At 61.9% G+C, this 19,090-nt stretch carries 18 protein-coding genes; 7 read left to right on the top strand and 11 right to left on the bottom strand.

The genetic code is table 11. The features are described 5' to 3' along the window. Positions 1–21: 21 nt before the first annotated feature. From ctaD to ACL9RI_RS19805, 3 genes are all read right to left on the bottom strand, one after another. Positions 22–1,629 carry a cytochrome c oxidase subunit I gene (ctaD, locus tag ACL9RI_RS19795; RefSeq protein ID WP_422728209.1) on the bottom strand — a complete coding sequence of 536 codons (1,608 nt, stop codon included), beginning with the start codon at positions 1,627–1,629 and terminating at the stop codon, positions 22–24. Between the two features lie 13 nt (positions 1,630–1,642). Then, positions 1,643–2,851, bottom strand: a complete 1,209-nt coding sequence (coxB, locus tag ACL9RI_RS19800) for a cytochrome c oxidase subunit II (protein WP_422728210.1) — start codon at positions 2,849–2,851, stop codon at positions 1,643–1,645. A 456-nt stretch (positions 2,852–3,307) separates the two neighbouring features. Then, positions 3,308–4,225: a methyltransferase domain-containing protein gene (locus ACL9RI_RS19805; protein ID WP_422728211.1), complete on the bottom strand. Its 918-nt coding sequence runs from the start codon at positions 4,223–4,225 to the stop codon at positions 3,308–3,310. A gap of 57 nt (positions 4,226–4,282) precedes the next feature. Between ACL9RI_RS19805 and ACL9RI_RS19810 the strand changes: the two genes are divergently transcribed. Together ACL9RI_RS19810 and trmL are read left to right on the top strand one after the other, a co-directional pair. Beyond that, complete coding sequence (locus ACL9RI_RS19810) at positions 4,283–5,020, top strand: ComF family protein (RefSeq protein ID WP_422728212.1); 738 nt, start codon at positions 4,283–4,285, stop codon at positions 5,018–5,020. Positions 5,021–5,071: 51 nt separating this feature from the next. Next, entirely contained in the window at positions 5,072–5,542 is a 471-nt protein-coding gene (gene trmL, locus ACL9RI_RS19815; RefSeq protein WP_300759879.1) for a tRNA (uridine(34)/cytosine(34)/5-carboxymethylaminomethyluridine(34)-2'-O)-methyltransferase TrmL, read from the top strand. Between the two features lie 6 nt (positions 5,543–5,548). On the opposite strand, the gene ACL9RI_RS19820 is transcribed toward trmL, so the two are convergent. The 8 genes from ACL9RI_RS19820 to ACL9RI_RS19855 form a co-directional block, all read right to left on the bottom strand. Further along, positions 5,549–6,283, bottom strand: coding sequence for a hypothetical protein (locus tag ACL9RI_RS19820; RefSeq protein WP_422728213.1), 735 nt, complete (start codon positions 6,281–6,283; stop codon positions 5,549–5,551). Positions 6,284–6,303: 20 nt separating this feature from the next. Continuing rightward, complete coding sequence (locus ACL9RI_RS19825) at positions 6,304–7,503, bottom strand: hypothetical protein (RefSeq protein WP_422728214.1); 1,200 nt, start codon at positions 7,501–7,503, stop codon at positions 6,304–6,306. A gap of 14 nt (positions 7,504–7,517) precedes the next feature. Beyond that, on the bottom strand, positions 7,518–11,219 hold the full coding sequence (locus ACL9RI_RS19830) for a tubulin-like doman-containing protein (RefSeq protein WP_422728215.1): 3,702 nt from the start codon (positions 11,217–11,219) through the stop codon (positions 7,518–7,520). A 32-nt stretch (positions 11,220–11,251) separates the two neighbouring features. Continuing rightward, positions 11,252–11,692, bottom strand: coding sequence for a hypothetical protein (locus ACL9RI_RS19835; RefSeq protein WP_422728216.1), 441 nt, complete (start codon positions 11,690–11,692; stop codon positions 11,252–11,254). A gap of 54 nt (positions 11,693–11,746) precedes the next feature. Then, positions 11,747–13,219: a hypothetical protein gene (locus ACL9RI_RS19840; protein ID WP_422728217.1), complete on the bottom strand. Its 1,473-nt coding sequence runs from the start codon at positions 13,217–13,219 to the stop codon at positions 11,747–11,749. 8 nt (positions 13,220–13,227) lie between these two features. Then, a complete protein-coding gene (locus ACL9RI_RS19845) occupies positions 13,228–14,718 on the bottom strand; it encodes a hypothetical protein (RefSeq protein ID WP_422728218.1) in 1,491 nt (496 codons plus the stop codon). Between the two features lie 267 nt (positions 14,719–14,985). Continuing rightward, positions 14,986–15,462, bottom strand: a complete 477-nt coding sequence (gene rfaE2, locus ACL9RI_RS19850) for a D-glycero-beta-D-manno-heptose 1-phosphate adenylyltransferase (protein WP_183680077.1) — start codon at positions 15,460–15,462, stop codon at positions 14,986–14,988. Between the two features lie 31 nt (positions 15,463–15,493). Then, complete coding sequence (locus tag ACL9RI_RS19855; protein WP_422728219.1) at positions 15,494–15,697, bottom strand: DUF3717 domain-containing protein; 204 nt, start codon at positions 15,695–15,697, stop codon at positions 15,494–15,496. Positions 15,698–15,849: 152 nt separating this feature from the next. Between ACL9RI_RS19855 and ACL9RI_RS19860 the strand changes: the two genes are divergently transcribed. The 5 genes from ACL9RI_RS19860 (at position 15,850) to ACL9RI_RS19880 (ending at position 19,030) form a co-directional block, all read left to right on the top strand. Continuing rightward, positions 15,850–16,785, top strand: a complete 936-nt coding sequence (locus ACL9RI_RS19860) for a hydrogen peroxide-inducible genes activator (RefSeq protein ID WP_422728220.1) — start codon at positions 15,850–15,852, stop codon at positions 16,783–16,785. Positions 16,786–16,860: 75 nt separating this feature from the next. Further along, positions 16,861–17,715, top strand: coding sequence for a 4-hydroxybenzoate octaprenyltransferase (gene ubiA / locus ACL9RI_RS19865; RefSeq protein ID WP_183680083.1), 855 nt, complete (start codon positions 16,861–16,863; stop codon positions 17,713–17,715). A gap of 128 nt (positions 17,716–17,843) precedes the next feature. Then, positions 17,844–18,197, top strand: coding sequence for a DUF883 family protein (locus ACL9RI_RS19870; RefSeq protein ID WP_422728221.1), 354 nt, complete (start codon positions 17,844–17,846; stop codon positions 18,195–18,197). Positions 18,198–18,281: 84 nt separating this feature from the next. Beyond that, complete coding sequence (locus ACL9RI_RS19875; protein WP_422728222.1) at positions 18,282–18,668, top strand: phage holin family protein; 387 nt, start codon at positions 18,282–18,284, stop codon at positions 18,666–18,668. Continuing rightward, positions 18,665–19,030: a hypothetical protein gene (locus tag ACL9RI_RS19880; protein ID WP_422728223.1), complete on the top strand. Its 366-nt coding sequence runs from the start codon at positions 18,665–18,667 to the stop codon at positions 19,028–19,030. The genes ACL9RI_RS19875 and ACL9RI_RS19880 overlap by 4 nt, the downstream gene beginning before the upstream one ends. Positions 19,031–19,090: the final 60 nt, after the last annotated feature.

Here is a 19,090-nt window from a genome sequence, read left to right on the forward strand (position 1 = left end):
CGCCGGCCCGTGCTACCTCGATTACTTCACGGTCGGCGGCGTTTCAAACGTGTGGAACGGGGCCGGACTCGGTACGGTCCACTCCAGCCCTTCCGCCCCTTCCCATGGTTTCGCTTCGGCAACCTTGCCGCCGCGGATGGTCGGCAAGACCACGAACAGCAGGAAGTACACTTGCATGAAGCCAAAACCAAACGCGCCGATCGAGGCGATCATGTTGAAGTCCGTGAACTGCGCCGGATAATCGGCGTAACGGCGCGGCATGCCGGCCAGGCCCAGGAAATGCATCGGGAAGAAGGTCACGTTAAACGTGATCAGCGACAGCCAGAAGTGAATCTTGCCGCGCGTTTCGTTGTACATATGACCGGTCCATTTCGGGCTCCAGTAGTAGAAACCGGCAAACAGGGCAAACAGCGAGCCGGCCACCAGCACGTAATGGAAGTGGGCCACCACATAATAGGTATCCTGCAGCTGGATGTCGATCGGCGTGACGGCCAGGATCAGGCCCGTGAAGCCGCCCATGGTGAACACAAAGATGAAGCCCACCGAGAACAGCATCGGCGTCTCGAAGGTCATCGAGCCCTTCCACATGGTAGCGATCCAGTTGAACACTTTGACGCCGGTCGGCACGGCGATCAGCATGGTGGCGTACATGAAGAACAGCTGGCTGGTGACCGGCATGCCGGTAGTAAACATGTGGTGCGCCCAGACGATGAAGGACAGGATCGCGATCGACGCCGTGGCGTACACCATCGAGGCATAGCCGAACAGCGGCTTGCGGGCAAACGCGGGCAGGATTTGCGAAACGATGCCGAAGGCCGGCAAGATCATGATGTAGACCTCGGGGTGGCCGAAGAACCAGAAGATGTGCTGGTACATGACGGGGTCGCCGCCACCGGCCGCGTTAAAGAAGGAGGTGCCGAAGTGGCGGTCCGTCAGGGTCATGGTGATGGCGCCGGCCAGCACGGGCATGACGGCGATCAACAGATACGCAGTAATCAGCCAGGTCCAGCAGAACATCGGCATTTTCATCAGGGTCATGCCCGGTGCGCGCATGTTGAGGATGGTGACGATGATGTTGATCGAGCCCATGATGGACGAAGCGCCCATCAGGTGCATGGCGAAAATCGCCATGTCCATGCCGGGGCCCATCTGCGTCGACAGCGGCGCATACAGGGTCCAGCCGGCGGCGGTGGCGCCACCAGGCACCAAAAAGGAGGTGGCCAGCAGCAGGGCCGCCGGCGGCAGCAGCCAGAACGAGAAGTTGTTCATGCGCGCGAACGCCATGTCGGAGGCGCCCACCTGCAGCGGGATCATCCAGTTGGCGTAGCCGACGAAGGCCGGCATGATGGCGCCAAACACCATCACCAGGCCGTGCATGGTGGTCAGCTGGTTAAAGAATTCAGGGTGGAAGAACTGCAAGCCAGGGTGGAACAGTTCCGTGCGTATCATCAGGGCCAGCACGCCGCCCGACAGCAGCATGATGAATGAGAACCACAAGTACAGCGTGCCGATATCCTTGTGGTTAGTGGCAAACAGCCAGCGGCGCCAGCCACTGGGATGATCATGATGTGCGTGATCGTGATGTGCGTGGTCGTCGTGACCGGCGTGATCCAAGATACTCGTACTCATAAACGGCTCCTGATTACTTGCGTGCAGCCACGACTTCGGCTGGTTGAACGATATTTTCTTCGGCCTTGTTCGACCAGTTATTGCGCGTGTAAGTGATCACTGCCGCAATTTCCGTGTCAGACAGTTGTTTCCAGGCTGGCATTTCAGCCTGGTATTTGCCGCTCTTTTGCCCGTTCAACAAAACATGGATCTGTTCCGCCTTCGGACCGTTCACCACGGCCGAGCCATCGAGTGGCGCATACGTACCCGGCACGCCCTTGCCTGTCGCCTGATGGCAGACCGCGCAATTGGTTGCGTAGACTTTTTCGCCCTTGACCTTCAACTCGTCGATGGTCCAGGTTTTAGTGGGATCATCAGCCAGCGCGGCCATTTCTTTCAGCTTGCCGTCCACCCAGACCTTGTAATCTTCGGCCGACACAACCTTCACGACGATGGGCATGAAGGCGTGTTCCTTGCCGCACAGTTCCGCGCAATTGCCGCGGAAGGTGCCGATATGGTCAGCCTTGAACCAGGTGTCGCGCACGAAACCGGGAATCGCATCCTGTTTCACGCCGAAGGCCGGCACGGACCAGGCATGGATCACGTCATTGGCCGTCAGCACCATGCGGACCTTCTTGTGCACCGGCACCACCAGTTCATTGTCGACTTCGATCAGATAGTTTTCGCCGCGTTTTTCGGTGGGCGGCACGCCCGGCGCGCCCACTTGCGAGCGCGGCGTGGCCAGGTTGGACAGGAAGGAAATGCCTTCGCCTTCGCCCTTCAGATAATCATAGCCCCATTTCCACTGCATGCCAGTGGCTTTGATGGTCAGGTCGGCATTGGAGGTGTCTTTCATGCCGACCACGGTGCGCGTGGCAGGCAGGGCCATGCCGATGACGATCAGGAAAGGCACCACTGTCCAGGCGATCTCGACGGTGGTGCTTTCGTGGAAGGTGGCCGGTTTGTGGCCCACCGACTTGCGGTGCTTGAAGATGGAATAAAACATGACGCCGAACACGGCCACGAAAATCACCAGGCAGATGATCATCATCCAGGTGTGCAAATCGTAGATTTCGTGGGCGATCTGTGTCGCCGGCGGTTGCAGGTTCAGTTCGAGCGGCCTGGGTCCGCCGGTGCCGGGATAGGTACTGGCAGCCGGTGCCGCCGTGGCCCATCGCCCGACCACTAGCGCTGTCAGCGACAGCCCGAGCATCAACGATTGAAGTCGCTTTGCATGTTTCATGTTTTCCCCAACCACCCAAAAATAATGATATTTTAAACGGCTGCGGAAAGCTCCGTGTTACACCGCTGCCGCTCCTCCAGGAAAGCATCGCCGCATTCATGCCGCCGCGAGTGCCAAGCACCAGCAAATTCCATGCTGTTTGCACACACAAAGTCTTGTACGAACAACCATGCTGGAATTCTATTTTTTCTTGCGCGGCCAACCATGGCCCTGCGTGCAAGATGGTTACTATACTAATGCAGTAACTTCTAATAATCTTGCTTTGTTTGATAATTTTTTTCTGGCCACTTGTTTTTATGGCTTAACAAGCTGACAAACAATCAACGATTATAAGCAAGAAAAGTTGAATGCATCAACAATAATCAGCGCGTGCGCGCGCACCCGCGCCAACGCTGGCGCGCTTTGCAACACTTGTCAGCAAGATAGCGGCGCAGTCTGTTGCGCCGCCGGCCATCGTCAGGGATTACGCGGCCTGAACTGGATGATGGCTTCGCCATTGCGCGTCACTTTGGGCGCCGGACGGAAGGCGTGGCCGTAGATGATTTCAAAGCTCAGGCCCAGCTTGCCGTCGGGACGGCGCATCTTTTCCAGCGCGTCCAGCAAACGCTGCCAGGCCGCCTTGCCCATCAGGCTGCGGCGGCGCGTGGTCAAGGGGTTGCCGCCAAAGGCGCGCACGTCGGCCAGCAGCTTCTCGGCCGTGTCGTAGGTGACGGTAATGATTTCCATGTCCAGCACAGGAGTGGAAAACCCCGTCTCCACCAGCATGTCGCCAAAGTCATGCATGTCGACAAACGGCAGCGCGTGGGGGAACAGGTCCGCCTGCGCAAACGCGTCGCGCACTTCGCGGAACGTATCGGGACCGAAACAGGAAAACATCAGCAAGCCATCGAGGCGCAAGGCGCGCCGCCATTCGGCAAACACGCGGTCGGGCTGGGCATGCCAGTGCAGCGCCAGGTTGGACCACACCAGGTCGATGCTGCTGGCGGCTAGCGGCAAGTCGCCCAGATCGCCGCACAGCAAGTCCACGCCCGTCTTTGAGGGCAATAGTTTACTGAGGAACTGGTTCAGGCCAGACAGTTTGGACGCAGGTCCGCGCGCCGCCTGCAGCATCGCTTGCGAAGCGTCGAGGCCGATGATTTGCGCGGCCGGATAATCCTTGTGCAGCTGCGCCAGGTCGGCGCCGGGGCCGCAACCGGCGTCGAGCACACGCAAGGGCGTGATTTTCACCAGTTCCAGGCGTTCATGCATGCGCTGTGATACTTCGCGGCGCAAAAAGTCCGATGGCGCGATCCGCGCCGGACGGGAAAATAAATCGCGTACTTGCACCGCATCGATGGGCGCACTCATTTTGGGCGGATTGGTGGGAACTGACATGGGCAATCGGGTGAGATGAGATAATGTCGGCAGTGTACATGGAACGGGGCCATCGCGATGGGCAGCGGCTTTTACCAGGTGGGTGTCACTGCGCTGCAATGGCTGGGGAGCAAGCTGCTGCCGGCCCAGTGCGCGCTGTGCGGCGGCGCTTGTGCGCAAGTGCTGTGCGGGCCGTGCCGCGCGCAATACCTGGGCCAGCTTCGCCCCCGCTGCCGGCGCTGCGCCAATCCGCTCGACGAGGTATCCACCTTGTGCGGACGCTGCCTGCGCCATGCGCCCGCCTATGACGCCACCGTGACGGCGGCCGATTACGCGGCGCCCGTCGACCAGTTGCTGTTGCAGCTGAAATTCGGCGCCCGCCTGGCGCTGGCGCCCTTGTTGGCGCAGCTGCTGGCAGAAGCCATACAGCGCCAGGCAAGCTGGGAGGCGCCGCAATGGCTGTGTCCCGTGCCGCTGGGCCCTGCCCGCCTGGCCGAACGGGGTTTTAACCAGGCACTGGAAATTGCCCGGCCGCTGGCGCGGACACTGGCCATTCCCTTGCTGCCCCGGCTGGCGATACGGGTGCGTGAAACAAAGGCGCAAAGCGGCGTGGCGCCGCGCGAACGCAAAGCCAACCTGGCGCGCGCCTTTATCGTGGCGCCTGAATATGCGGCCAGGGTGCGCGGCAGCCATGTCGGCATCGTCGACGACGTGATGAGCAGCGGCCACACGGCAGACGCGCTGGCCGCCGCCTTCAAGCGGCATGGCGCGGTGAAGGTCAGCATACTGGTGGTGGCGCGCACGCCGCCGCATTGAACGAATTGATTGACACGAATTGATTGAACTGTATTAGCAGAGGAGAGCATCTTGTTTCACGTCGTCCTGGTAGAACCTGAAATCCCGCCCAACACGGGCAACGTCATCCGCCTGTGCGCCAACACGGGCGCGCAGCTGCATCTGGTCGAACCGCTGGGCTTTCCGCTCGACGATTCCAAGATGAAACGCGCCGGCCTCGATTACCACGACTATGCCAACATGAAAGTACACAAGAACTGGGAAGCGTTCCTGGCCGACACCCAACCGGACCCGGCGCGCATGTTCGCCATGACCACGCGCGGTTCGCGCCCGTTTGGCGAAGTCGCCTTTTTACCGGGCGACGTGTTTGTATTCGGTTCGGAAACGAAAGGACTCGATCCTGCCCTGCGCGACGGTTTTCCCGCCGAACAGCGGATCCGCCTGCCGATGCGCCCCGACAACCGCAGCCTGAACCTGTCCAATACAGTGGCGGTCGTCGTGTATGAAGCCTGGCGCCAGCACGGCTATTTGGGCGGTGCCTGAATAACGTTAGCGCAGCGCCAGCTGCGGAGCGTTATGATCTGCGTCAATGATCACCAGCTGCGTGCGCATGTCGCGCGTGGCGGCCAGCTTGCCGTTCACGTACAGATTGGTCTTGACGCCATACACGCCTTGCGACACGCCCGGCGGCAAGGTCAGCTCGAACGAGTTTTCAAAGCGTCCGCCCGTCTTGTTGGTGTTGGACAATTCTTTCGAGCCTGACTTGAACGGCTGGCCTTGCGGGTCCAGCACCACCAGTTCTTCGCGCACGTCGGTCACGCTTTGCGCGCTGCCATTGACCAGTTCCACCACGGACGTGACCTTGAACGGCTGGCCGCGCTTGACGGTGCCGGCGCTCAGCTGCGGCGTGTACGACACCACTTGCGGCTCGCGCGGCAGCGCACCACGGGCGCGGATATAGTCGCGGTCCGCCTGCGCTGCCGTCTTGGTCTGGCGCGAATTGACGTTGAAGGCCAGGCAGCCGGCGGCGGCCAGCCCGCCGCCGATGGCCGCGCCTTTCAAGGCGCCATCCTTGCCGCTGACCAGCACGCCCAGCAAGGCGCCTACGGCCGCGCCGGCCGCCGCCGTCTTGCCCACGCTGCACGGGTCTTCGTCGGCAGCCTGCGGATACTGGCTGTTATCCTGGCGCACGCCATTCGGATGCATGGGCGCCGTGGCGCAGCCGGCCAGCATGGCGGCCAGGGTCAATGCGGCAGTGGTCCGCACGGTGGTCTTGTTCAGCATAGCTACTCCCAGTGGTTTTTTTATTTGATCGTCGTTTCCGTCTGCAGCACTTGCCGCTCGCGCTCACGGATGCGGCGCGACAAGTTGTCGATACGCGCATTATTAGGGTCAACGCGGCGCGCACTGTCCAGGTACGTCTTGGCCGCATCGAATTTGCCGTCGTTCATCGACCGCTCGGCATCGCGCAAGAAGGATGACGCCATCTCATTGCGCATGGCCGCGCCATTGTCGACCGGAACCGGGACCGGCGCGGGCGCAGGGCTAGTTCGTTCGACCACGCGCGGCGGCGCAGGTTCACTTTGCACGGGGCGCGCTGGCGCTGTCTCAAGCACCGGCGCTGGTGCAGGGGCAGGCGTAGCGGCGTCCGCCAAGGCTTGCAAGTCTGCCTTCAATTGCGCCAGCTCAGGAAATTCGCGGTCCAGCGCTTCCAGCTTGGCGATGCCACTCCTGGCCGCCGCACCGTCTTTATTATCGAGCGCCTGGCGCACGCCCACCTGGATCGATGCGGCAGCCGCCTGCTGGCGCGCCAGCTGCTTGCGCAACTGGTCTACCGTCGATGCGCCTGCACAATCGCTATCCAATGCAGAGAGTCCTTTGCTGGCGCTTTGCAAGCGGTGGCCATTCAGATCGCGTTCGATGGCGCGCACGCTGCGCTGGCAGCCACCCGAAGCCACCACCGCCTTGCTGATCGCCGCCTGCAAATCGTCAATCTTGGCGCTGGACTTGCCCGTGCAGACATTCTGCGCTTCCGACAGCTTGACGCGCGCACCATCGAGGCTGCCCTTCGTCACCAGCGCCAGGCCGCTGTCGATCGCGTCATTGCATAAACTATCTTGCTTGTTAGAAAACTTGCCGTTGATATAGACAATCGCCAGCCCTGCCACGACCACACCGGCCAGCCAGCGCGGCCATTTTTTGGCCGGCACAGGTTGCGGCGGTGGCGGAGGTGGCGGGACCAGCTTGGGCGCAGGTTCAGTTGTCCGTTCCACCCTGGCACCAGGCTTGCTTTCGAGCTTGGCCTCCACCTTTGGTGCTACCTGCGGCGCCACCTTGGGCACGGCCACAGGCTCGGTCTTTGCTTCGGCTTTCGGCGCGCTGTTTACCGGCACAGGCGGCGGCACGAACTTGGGCGCAGCAACGCCGGCGACGGCATGCCCGCAAAACGGACAGAACGGCACGCCCTCCACCAGCGTCTGTTGACACTTGACACACTTGATCACAACACTTCCTTCATTCAAACCAGCGGCGGTGGCGTCATCAGGGGCGGCGGAGCACTGAACAGCAAGGACGCCAGTTCCGGGAATTGCGCCAGGTCCAGCCAGGCAGGCAAGCCTTCACGCCAGACCTTGGTCGTGGCTGGCACGATTTGCCCGGCGCGCACGAATTGCACGATATGCTGGGCCGTGAACGGTCCCTGCTGCTTGCCATCGATACCGAGGAAATACTGGTATTCCACCAGTGGCGGCGGCGCAAACAGCGGTGGTGGCGCGCTGTGCAACGATGGCGCGGCAAACAGGGGCGCAGCCACCGGAGCTGCTGCTGGCGCAAACAGGACCTGTAAGGCGCCTGCCTCTAATATTTCCGGCTTGAGCGCATATTTCAGGCGCGGCAAACCGTCTTCATCGGCTTCGCGCACTTCCCATTCATGCGCATCGGCATCGGAATCGGCGATCACATTGGCCCACAGCTTCAAGTTATCCAGCAGCTTTTCTTCCAGGCGCTTGATTTCCGTATCCGTCATGCCCTTGCGGCGCGCGCTTTCACGCAAGTCGCCGGCGATTTCATTGGCGATGGCGTTGCCGAAACCCTTGTTGTCGAGCTGTCCGCCGCCCGTCATGTCGACCAGGCGCGGCGTATAGACATTGCTGGCGTAATAGCTGGCCAGCGCCGACAAGGCCACCGTCTGCACGTCGTCGAACTCGGCCAGGCGGGCCGCCACGCGTTCCTCGATCAGGCCACGGAAGACGGACAACAACCCGTTCTGGCGTATCGAGCGCTCATTGCCGATGCGGCGCATGTCGCCGCGTCCCATGGCAAACAGGTATTGTCCCAGCGGCACCACCCGGCCGTTATGGCGCGTCAGCACGCCCAGCATGATGGCTTTCAGGAACAGGCTGAAGTCTTCGGCCAGGCGGCGGATTTCATCCGTGCTAGGTGCGATCGGGTGATTGAACTGGGTCGAATCGATGTGCGTGTGGATCGGCGCCTTGTCGTTATCGCTTTCCTTGCGGTAACTGGTACGCCAGCCTTCCAGGCCGCGCAGCACCGTCATCGGCACGCCGGCCAGTTCGCAATAGGCGACGGCGCGGCCCTGGATGCCGGTTTCCACGATTTCCACCTGGCTGCTGGTGATGCCGGCCTGGGTTTGCACGCAAGCATAAATTTCCGCACCGAACTTGGCCTTGAACGCTTGCGCGCCCGCCACGCCGATCACGCATTTGTACTGGTCAGCCACCACCGTGAATTCGCCCACCATATTGGCGTCGATCCACGGCATGGCGCAAGCCAGCAATTTACGGAAATAATCCTGGCGCCGCGCCGGCTCCATCTGTTCCAGCGCCTCGAGCAGTGGATCAGGCTGGGCCGCGCCACCATCGTTGACGCCCATGCTGGCCAGGCGGTTTTCCGCCATGTGCTTGACCTTGGTCAATATCTCCGTACGCTGGGCCGGCTCGCCCAGCATCGGGAACAGGGTTTTCGAACCGCCGATGTCCTGGAATGCTTCATCGGCCCATTCACGCAAGGTGGCCGGGGCCGGCATGACGATGTCGCGCACGGTGACGGGCACCACGATGGCGGTGGCATGATCTTTCTTTAAATCCTTTTGCACGATCACATTGGCCGTCTGCAATTGCGCCAGCATGTCGAGCACGCCTGCGCGGCCGGCCTGCAATTCGCCGACCAGGCCATTCCACACGGCGCGGCCCTGGGCGTCGACGCCGGTGCGGTTGCCCAGCCAGCGCGACACGTCGCGCAGCAGCAGCACGGCCTCTTCGGCGGCCCGGCCCCGCAAATGGAATTTGAGCGCATTGGCGATCTCGGTGCGCAGGTGGTCCATCACCACGCCGGCCTGTTTCTCGCCGCTGCCGAAGAAGCCGCCGCGCGTCTGTTCCAGGTTGTTCAGCAAACGCTCGTATTCGCGCGTGCGCACGGCTTCCTTGATTTCGCGATAACGCTCGGCGTTGGTGTCGATCTGGGCGATCAGGCCGCTGCCTGGCGCTTCGATACGGTCCTTGATCTGTTCCACCAGCGACAGCACGTACTCCAGGCCGCCGAACTGCTTGTTGTCCAGGTAGCCGTACAACTGGTCGCGCACCACTTTCTTGATGTTCTCGAACAGTTCCTGGCGCCGCTTGGCGATGCGGTCTTCGGTCGTGTCGGCGGTGGAATCCTGGTCGCGCACGGCGTCGCGTTCCAGCTGGCGCACGGCGTCGCGCACCTGCGCCGGCCATTCCTTGCGGTCATAGCCGGTGCGGATATCGTCGATGCGGCGGTTGACCCGCTCTTCCACGCCACTGAGCAGGCTGCCCTGGCGCTCGGCCAGCAAATCGTCGACGATCTGGAAATCCTCGAAGGCGCCGTTCGAACGCTTCAGTTCGATGCTCTTGTCGGAAAACACGGGGAAATCGTTGAACGGCGTAGGCCGCAAACCCATGTGGGCAGCCAGAAAGGTATTGCGCTGATCGTCATTGGCGCGGTTGACACCGGCGTCCACGCCACCGACGCCAAAGAAGGCTTTCAACATGGCGCCGGCCCAGCGATGGGCCCGTTCGTCGCGCGCCGCTTCCTGGCGCGTATCGAGCACGGCCATGCCGAACGAGGAAAAGCGCCGGGAAAAATACAACCGCATGTCGCCGAAGCGGTTTTGCGGTACCGGCGCCTTGTACATGGAATTCTTGTGCTGCGCCTGGTTGACGGCGATCGAACGCTTGGCGCGGGCAAAGTCGGCCGAGGCAAAGTCTTCGAACAGGGAGTCGGCCACCATGTGATAGATGTCGTCCACGCTGTCCGTGTGCTGCTGGGCCAGATTGCCCGAATCGACCAGGAACACTTCGTTATACGGCACGCGCGCCAGTTTCGGGCGGTCGTACTCATCCCAGCGGCTCAGGTAATTCTTGTTGCCCATCATCGCCGATTCCAGCTCCATCAGCGCGGCATAACCGTTGCCTTCCGTACGGTCCTTGTTGTTCTTGGTAAAGCCGCTGGGCAGGAACAGCATCAGTTCCACGTCTGCGTGCTCGACTTCGGTCTCGGCGATCCAGCGCGCCAGGTAGCCCATGTCGAGGAAGGAACCGGAACCGGTGCCGCCCGCCACCGACCCGACCACCACGATGCGGAAGCGGCCCGCTTCCATGCGCAGGCCCAGTTCGCTCAACTGGCGCTCGTGCGACAGGCCCGCCTTCAGGTTTTTCAGCTTCAGGCGGATCTTGTCGCGCACCTTGCTGTATTTATCGAAGAAATACAGGCGCGACACGGCGCGCACCTGGCCCGCACCCGACTGCATGTCAAAGTTCAGGTCGCGGATTTTCTGCGGCGTCAGCGGCAGCCATTCCTTGATATGCGGATAACGTTCCAGCGAGTCGTCATCGCGGCTATATTTCTCAGAGTCGAACGAACCGACCACTTTTTCATCGTCGGTAAATTTCAGCAAGTCGAACTGCAAGTCTTTCGCCTGCGATTCGCCGCTTTCCACCACCGCGCCATTGTCGAGGTCGAAATGGATGAACTGGGCCACGGGAAACTCGGTCAGGTTCTCGACGCGCGTGCGATTGCCGGCATTGCCCCACAGGGTGTTGAGGATGCGCCGGCGCACGCGCATCAGCACTTGCATGCCGGTGCCGCCCACGCCGATGAACAGCGTGGGGCGCAAATCGATGATCTTGTCCTGCTTGCGCTCGCCCTGCGCGCCGACGGTCTGGTTCAAGGTGTCTGACATGGTATGTGGCCCGCTCAATTAATTTGTGTACTTTAGTTACGGCTGGACGTAAACGTCAGCACCAGCGCCACCAGGCCCACCAGCAGCAGCGGCCCCATGAACAGCGGCGCGAGGAATTTATGCGCATTCACGGCCGCCAGCACGACCGCCGTCGCCAGGCTGGCCAGGAAGATGAACAGCCACCATCCCGACGCGTTGGCCTTGTTCGGCGGCAAGCGCTTGGCCACCAGGCCATTCGCATACGCATTCTTGGCAAAGAAAAAGGCAATGAACAGCACCAGCAGCACGGCGCCGCCGATCAGGGTGTCGCGCGCCGAGGTATCGGTGGCGCTGGCCGGGTCCAGCGTGGCGGGCGCCTCGACGCTGGCCGTGGTGGCCGAAGCGGCAGGCACGCTGGCGCTGGCGTCGGCGGGCGTGCTGGCCGGCGCCGGCAAGGTGAAGCCTGCATTGTCTTTGGGAGTCTCTTGTGCCATCGTCTGCCTCGAATAGTAAATAGGGGGTAATCAGGGATAAAAATAGATACGGGTTCAGCCCAGGCTCAAGCTCTGGCCATCGGTTACGCGCACGATGGCGGGTTTGCCCAGGCCGCGCCGGATGGTGCCGATCTCGCGCCCGCCATCATCTTTGATGACGAGACTCTTGTATGGTTTCAGCAAAACCTGGCGCGGCACGCCATTCACCACCAGCCGGTAGCGCTTGCTGCTGGTCGACAGCAAGCCAAACAGCACGAAGGCCAGCAACAGCAGCAGAATTGCGCCAGTGATCAGCAGCACCGGCAGCAGCGGATACTGGATGCGCACCAGCAGCGGCACCGTGGCGTGCGAAGCGCGCACGCTGTCGGGCGGCGTAAATACTTCCGAGATCGGGTCGCCAGGGAACAAATCCTGCAATTCACGGGAAAACTCGGGCGACAGGGCCAGTTTTTGCCCGCTCAAGCCGACCGTGGCCTGCATCGGCAGCAACACCTGCTTGCCCATCGCGGCCAGCGCCTGGGTCGACCATGGCGAAGGAATCTGCGCCATCGGCAAGTCAAAGCGCACTTCCACCTTCTGGCTGGCGCCCGGCAACAAGCCGCTGATCTCGCCGGGGCTCACCTGCAGCGGCGCAGCCTGGCCCGCCAGGCTCGCTTGCACAGTGGCGTGTTCGATCACATACGGGAAAAACATGTTTTGCAGCGACGCCTGCAAGACCACCCTGGGCACCAGTTTTTCGGCGTCCACGTCGAGCACGATGGTGCGCCCGTCGCGGCCCAGGCTGGCGTGCACATTGGCGCTGTTCTGCACCGATTGCGGCACGATGCGCACGGCATCCTGGTCGACCGGTTTCAAGCGGGCCGGTGCGCGCGTCAGCACTTGCGACAGGCGCCCTTCGGCCTGGATGCGGTTCAGGGCCTCGGCGGCCGGCTGGCCATACGCCAGCGCATACACCATCAAGCCCTTGGCGCTGTACAGCTTGCCCTGCACCGGCATGCGCAAGGCATACACCAGGGTCTTGGTGATCGATGGTTCCAGGTGCAGCAGGCGGTAAAAGTCGCGGTTGCGCTCGGCCGTCTGGCTGTCGTTGTTCGGGCTGTTCTTGTTATTCGTGAAGATCCACACGATGCCGGACGCCGAACGGAACGGGCCGGTGATGGTTTTCGTCACGGCTTCCTGGAAATCCGTGTCGGCCAGCGCATTGCCGCTCCCCTTGCGCGCCAGGCCCAGCGGCGCCAGCTGGCCCGCGATGGCGGCCGCGCCACGGCCTTGTCCCAGCAGCGCTGGCGAGACATTGCCGCCATTGCTCTGGCTAAAGGCCAGCAGGAACAGCTGGTCGTCAGGCGTGCTGGCCGCCTGCGCCACGGCGCCCACCAGCGCTTTCAATTGCGATTGCGGGTCCGTGTAAAACGGTTCCATCCAGCCCGAGTTTTGCACCAGGAACGCTTGCTGGATGCCGGCTGCCTGCAGCGGCAAGGCCAGAGAGAAGGCCGCTACGGCAACGGCCGAGCGCAATAGTCGGGACATGGAAACCATCATGCTTGCAATTTCCAGCCATCAATGCGGCCCAGCGACGGGTGATACGCCCACAGGGTGCCCTGGTGCGTAAACAGCCGCATGCGCCACGGTTCATCGACAAAAAAGGTGTGGAACGGCAATACGCGCACTTCGTCGTCCTGCACCAGGGTGGCATACATGCGCTCTTTCGAGCGCAGCACCGTATCGAGGCTGACGCGGGTGTCGAAACGCACGCCCAGCACGCTGTCGCCCGCTTCCAGCAGCGGCATCACCGACTTGCTGCTGCCGCCATCGTCGCCATGCTCCGGCTCTTGCCAAGGTGCACTTTTGAGCTTGGTGGAAAAACGGTAATTGCAACTGCCCGAGCACAGGCGCGGCTCCATCGCCACGGCGAATTCGCCCACCGTACCGAGCTTCAGATAACCATAACGGTCGGCGCCGCTGTCAAAACACAGCTGCCACAGGTCGCCGTCGCGCGACAGATAAGGGCAGCCGAAGTCGAATTGCGGCAGCAAGCCGGCAGGCCACGGGGTCCAGTTCGCCACCATGTTGCCATCCTGGCGCTGCTGCAGGCGCAGCTGGCCATGTTCGCACGGCCAGATCACGCTGCGGCCATAGGCCACGGGGGCGCTGACTTTACCCAGCGCAACGGCGCCGTCGAGCAGCACTTCAGCGCCGGCCAGGTTGTTGACGTCGAGGTTCAGGAAACGGATTACCCCGTCTTCGCCCTGCAGCGGCGCCCACAGGCGGCCCTGGAACCAGATTGGTGCGGCCACCGATGGCGCGTCGCCCAGGTGCTCGACCTGGTAACTGAGCGAAGGCAAATCGGCGGTGATGCAGGCCAGGCCATGGCCGCTGGGCACGTACAAGCGGCTGTTGTAGGCGGTGGCCAGCTCGGCGCGCCAGGCCATCTCGCCCAGCAGGCATTCCGACAGCAAGCCCCCCTGCATGGACTCCAGCGCCAGCCAGAGTTTCTGCCCTGGCAGCCAGCCATACAGGGCGCCCTTGCGTGCATCGAGCGCCAGCAGGGCCGCGCCCGTGGTGCCGAAGCGGGCCGAGAAAAACGCGTATTCGCCAGGCGGCGGCGCCGGCATGCTGACGTCTGGGTCCGCATTGGCGCCGGCATCGGCCGAGGCGTCGCGCGCGGGACTGCGGACCAGCTTCAAGGCCTGGCCCGTCTGGCGCAGTCCGACCGCACCGGGCACCGCGTTGCTATTGATGGCGCGCGCGCCAAACGGCGGCACCCAGGCGCTGGCCTGGCCGCTCTGGACCGGCGTCTTCAGGGCGATGCCCGTAAACGGACTGTATTGGAATTCGGGTGGAAAATGCACGTTGGCATCGTCAGGCAGGCGGTGGGTACGCATCAGTTGCCCGATATCATCGGCATTCAGGCGCGGCGACACCGCATGACCCAAGGCACTGCTCTTGAATTGCAAGCCTGACTGCGCTTCATCGGCTATCCATACGCCGGACTGCAGCAGCCATTCTCCCGTGGTTTTATGATCCATTGATTTCTTCTGTCGCAAACGATGACCGCCATGGGACGTGGCGTGTGGCGTAAATTAAGACCTAAAAGGAAAGGCGGCACTACGCGCTGCGGCTGATTTTCACGCAGCCGTGGCATGGTGATCATAGTAACGCTTTTTTATCCTTGTGGAAACATTGACCATGCCGCTCACCGCCCCAGGGATATTGTAAATACAACAAACAAGCGGTTCTTTGTGCGAGCGCAAGACGTCCGCCTTGATCTTGCGCTTGGCTGAGCTACTGATTCCCTATTTTTCGCGCACCTTGCTCAGCAGCTTGGTGGTCGAGCGGTCGTGCTTGAAATCGATGGCCACGGCTTGCCCGCCATACGCCAGCACCGCTTTGCCTTCGGGAATCGCCGTCATGTCGTAGTCGCCGCCCTTGACATAGATTTCAGGCGTGATTTCCTGCACCACTTCCAGCGCGCTGTCTTCCGAAAACGGCACCACCAGGCTCACCGATGCCAAAGCCGCCAGCACGGCCAGGCGGTCTTCGCAACTGTTCAGCGGACGGTCATCGCCCTTGCCCAGGCGCTTGACGGAGGCATCGGTATTGATGGCCACCACCAGCGAGGCGCCCAGCGCACGGGCTTGCGCCAGGTAAGTCACGTGGCCGCGGTGCAAAATGTCGAATACGCCATTGGTGACGACCACCGGTTTCGGCAGGGCAGCGGCGCGCTCCTTGAGTGTGTCGCGGCTGCAAATCTTGTTTTCAAAATCAGGCATACAGATAGTCTCTTCTCATTCAGTATAAGTTTCAGTCCAGCTCGTGGATCAGCGCCAGGACGGCCGGCTCCAGGCTATCTTGCTCAATAGTAAGTTGGTGACGGTATATCATCAGCGCATACACGGTGGCCAGGCGGCTGACGGGCGGCGACAGCGCATATTCGTTGCCGCGTGCCGGTTGCCGTTCCCGCCAGTAATTGATTGCCGCTTCCAATGCCTGCAGACTCAGTTCCATGACCGCCTCCATCGTGACCCTGCCCGCATTATAGGGGCCGATCCGCTACAATACGCCATCCGCGCCACAGTTTGGCGCTTTCTGCCGTCTTGGCCTCCTTGCATTCCATGCAAGTAATTGCAAGTAAGTACATCCTGTGTTTCAATCTCCTTATGACACTGACTGAACTGAAATATATCGTTGCAGTCGCGCGAGCGAAACACTTCGGCCACGCCGCCGAAGCCTGCTTCGTTGCCCAGCCGACTTTGTCAGTGGCCATCAAAAAACTCGAAGACGAATTGGGCGTGGTGCTGTTCGAGCGGGGCGGCGCCGAAATTTCCGTCACGCCGCTGGGCGCGCAAATCATCGCCCAGGCCGAACGCGTGCTGGAACAGACGGCCGCCATCAAGGAACTGGCCAAGCAAAACAAGGACCCGCTGGCCGGTCCCTTGCGCCTGGGCGTGATCTACACCATCGGCCCCTACCTGCTGCCGCCGCTGGTCAAGGCCATGATCGAGCAAGTGCCGCAAATGCCCTTGATCTTGCAGGAAAATTTCACGGTGCGCCTGCTGGAACTGCTGCGCCAGGGCGAGCTGGACGTGGCCATCATGGCCTTGCCGCTGCCTGAACACGGCATGGCCATGCAGACCTTGTATGACGAACCGTTCGTGGTCGCCATGCCGCGCCACCATCCGTGGGCGGCGCGCAAGCAGATCGCGGCCCAGGATTTGAAGTCGGAAACCATGCTGCTGCTGGGCAATGGTCACTGCTTCCGCGACCAGGTGCTGGAAGTGTGTCCGGAAATGGCGCGTTTTTCCTCGCCCGGCAACGGCATGCAGCGCACCTTCGAAGGCTCCTCGCTGGAAACCATCCGCCACATGGTGGCCAGCGGCATCGGCCTGACCGTGCTGCCGCGCGCCTCCGTGCCCAATATGGATGCCGCCGACGGCATGCTGGCCTACCGCCCGTTCGAAGAACCGGCGCCCTCGCGCCGGGTGGTAATGCTGTGGCGCAAGAGCTTTACCCGCAAGGCGGCCATCGACGCCCTGTGCGCGGCAATTGCCAGCTGCAACCTGCCTGGCGTCGATACGATTTGCCTGGAAGCGTAAAAAACTGCTGTTCACCCTGCAGCGCCATACTATTTGCGATAATCGGCGTTTCTCTTCAACAAGATTGAGTTACCCATGAATAAGCTGGCGCTGTATTTCCGCCTGATCCGGCTCGACAAGCCGATCGGTACCGTATTGCTGCTGTGGCCTACCCTGTGCGCGCTGTGGCTGGCGCAGCAAGGTCTGCCGGACTGGCGTCTGATCCTCATCTTTACCCTCGGCACCTTCCTGATGCGCTCGGCAGGCTGCGCCATCAATGACTACGCCGACCAGGATATCGACAAATTCGTCAAGCGCACGGCCGAGCGCCCGATTACCAGCGGGCGCATCAGTGGCAAGGAAGCGCTGGCCGTGGCCGGCGTGTTGACCCTGCTGGCCTTTTGCCTGGTGCTGCCGCTCAATACGCTGACCAAGCAATTGTCGGTGGCCGCCGTCATCATCGCCGCCACCTACCCTTATTTCAAGCGCTTCTTTGCCATTCCGCAAGCCTATCTGGGCATCGCCTTCGGTTTCGGCATTCCGATGGGCTTTGCCGCCATCACGGGCGCCGTGCCGGTGGTCGCCTGGCTGCTGCTGCTAGGAAATGTGTTCTGGGCGGTGGCCTACGATACGGAATACGCGATGGTCGACCGCGATGACGACTTGAAGATCGGCATCAAGACGTCGGCCATCACTTTTGGCCGCTACGACGTGGCCATCATCATGTTTTGCTATGCCGCTTTCCTGCTGCTGTGGCTGGCCTGCGGCTGGTATCTGGGCTTGCGCGGCTGGTTCGTGGCAGGCTTGCTGGTGGCCGCCGGTTGCGCCGTTTACCACTACACCCTGATACGCGCACGCGAGCGTATGCCGTGTTTTGCAGCATTCCGGCATAATAACTGGCTAGGAGCAGCAGTATTTGCGGGCGTGGTCCTCGATTTTGCTTTCCGCTAGCCATCCAGGCTGGCTGACAGCCCGTCCTGACGGTGGCTCAGGCTTCCGTTGAGACGGCGCAAGACAGCGTCGCCGCTGCTGCCTACACTGGTATTTCATTGTGCAGTTTCACTTCCATGAGGTAATACATGAGCTCAACACATACCGGCAAATCCAATAGCGAAAAAGTCCTGGCCGATGCCGACAAGGCGCGCGACAAGCTGATTGGCGACTTGAAAGACGTCATCGACGAAGCCGAAGGCTGGCTGGACGGCGCTACCGGGCAAACGGGCGAAAACATCAAGGCCGTCAAGGAAAAGTTCCTGGCCACCGTGGAAACAGCCAAGCGCGACTTGCGCAAACTGGAAGAGGACCTGGTGCACCACACCAAAAAGGCCGCCAAGGCGACCGACGAGTACGTGCAGGACAATCCCTGGAAAGCGGTCGGTGCCGGCGCCGTCGTGGGCGTGCTGTTCGGCCTGCTGCTGTCGTCGCGCCGCTAATTCAGCCGCCAACCGCAAGGCATACACGGGCGGCCTGGCCGCCATACCGACTGGCCTGATTCATCCTGACGCGAAAGGCAGCCCATGGCAATCGCTCATCATGTCGCCCAAGTCGCAGCCACCATCGCCGCCATCGTCCAGACCCGCCTGGCGCTGGCGGCAGTGGAAATGGAAGAAGAGTCGCTGCGCTTCCTCACCTATCTGGCGCTAGCCATGCTGGCCCTGCTGTCCCTGTTCGTGGGCCTGGTTTTGCTGATCTTCATGGTCATCGTGCTGTTCTGGGATACCCATCGCATCGCCGCCATCGGCCTGACGGCCGCCGTGTTCATCGTCGGCGCCCTCGCCACCTTGCTGGGCGTGCGGACCAGTTTCCGCAGCAAGCCGAAATTGCTGTCTTTCACCATGGCCGAGCTGAACAAGGACCTGGAAGGCTTGCAAGCGCTGACGCGCCGCGGATCGGAGCCCTCATGACCACCCATCCCACCAAATTGGCGCGGCTCGGCAGCGCCGCCAGCCTGGCCCAGCGGCGCGATGCGCTGGTGGCCGAATGCGCGCTGCAGCGCCTGGCGCTGGACGTGGAAACCCGGCAATTGCTGGAGCCGCTGACGGGCGGCAACTTGCGCCATACCCTGGCCACGCGCTTCAAGGTGCCGCTGATGATAGGTGGCGGCATCGTCGGCTTGCTGCTGGTACGCCCGCGCCGCTTCGTGCCGCTGCTGCTGGCCGGGGCGTCGCTGCTGAAACACGCCAACGCCGCCCGGCCCCTGATCCGCACGGTGCTGCAGCGCGTCGGCAAACGCGCGCCGCCACCGGTGGAAAGGCAACCGCCATAATTATTTTTATTGTGCTGCATCCAAACGTTCTCCTCGCGGGTAGTACCGGTATCAGTCAAT

The organism is Janthinobacterium sp. Mn2066 (assembly GCF_049319705.1).
In the GTDB taxonomy this organism is placed as follows: Bacteria; Pseudomonadota; Gammaproteobacteria; order Burkholderiales; family Burkholderiaceae_D; genus Janthinobacterium.

What these genes read in the sequence shown, in the direction of transcription:
- ACL9RI_RS19820 (WP_422728213.1), bottom strand. Translation starts at nt 6,283, where the DNA reads ATGCTGAACAAGACCACCGTGCGGACCACTGCCGCATTGACCCTGGCC.
- ACL9RI_RS19855 (WP_422728219.1), bottom strand. Translation starts at nt 15,697, where the DNA reads ATGGAACTGAGTCTGCAGGCATTGGAAGCGGCAATCAATTACTGGCGG.
- ACL9RI_RS19870 (WP_422728221.1), top strand. Translation starts at nt 17,844, where the DNA reads ATGAGCTCAACACATACCGGCAAATCCAATAGCGAAAAAGTCCTGGCC.
- ACL9RI_RS19830 (WP_422728215.1), bottom strand. Translation starts at nt 11,219, where the DNA reads ATGTCAGACACCTTGAACCAGACCGTCGGCGCGCAGGGCGAGCGCAAG.
- ACL9RI_RS19810 (WP_422728212.1), top strand. Translation starts at nt 4,283, where the DNA reads ATGGGCAGCGGCTTTTACCAGGTGGGTGTCACTGCGCTGCAATGGCTG.
- ubiA (WP_183680083.1), top strand. Translation starts at nt 16,861, where the DNA reads ATGAATAAGCTGGCGCTGTATTTCCGCCTGATCCGGCTCGACAAGCCG.
- ACL9RI_RS19875 (WP_422728222.1), top strand. Translation starts at nt 18,282, where the DNA reads ATGGCAATCGCTCATCATGTCGCCCAAGTCGCAGCCACCATCGCCGCC.
- ACL9RI_RS19840 (WP_422728217.1), bottom strand. Translation starts at nt 13,219, where the DNA reads ATGTCCCGACTATTGCGCTCGGCCGTTGCCGTAGCGGCCTTCTCTCTG.
- ACL9RI_RS19880 (WP_422728223.1), top strand. Translation starts at nt 18,665, where the DNA reads ATGACCACCCATCCCACCAAATTGGCGCGGCTCGGCAGCGCCGCCAGC.
- ACL9RI_RS19860 (WP_422728220.1), top strand. Translation starts at nt 15,850, where the DNA reads ATGACACTGACTGAACTGAAATATATCGTTGCAGTCGCGCGAGCGAAA.
- ACL9RI_RS19805 (WP_422728211.1), bottom strand. Translation starts at nt 4,225, where the DNA reads ATGTCAGTTCCCACCAATCCGCCCAAAATGAGTGCGCCCATCGATGCG.
- ACL9RI_RS19845 (WP_422728218.1), bottom strand. Translation starts at nt 14,718, where the DNA reads ATGGATCATAAAACCACGGGAGAATGGCTGCTGCAGTCCGGCGTATGG.
- ctaD (WP_422728209.1), bottom strand. Translation starts at nt 1,629, where the DNA reads ATGAGTACGAGTATCTTGGATCACGCCGGTCACGACGACCACGCACAT.
- rfaE2 (WP_183680077.1), bottom strand. Translation starts at nt 15,462, where the DNA reads ATGCCTGATTTTGAAAACAAGATTTGCAGCCGCGACACACTCAAGGAG.
- coxB (WP_422728210.1), bottom strand. Translation starts at nt 2,851, where the DNA reads ATGAAACATGCAAAGCGACTTCAATCGTTGATGCTCGGGCTGTCGCTG.
- ACL9RI_RS19835 (WP_422728216.1), bottom strand. Translation starts at nt 11,692, where the DNA reads ATGGCACAAGAGACTCCCAAAGACAATGCAGGCTTCACCTTGCCGGCG.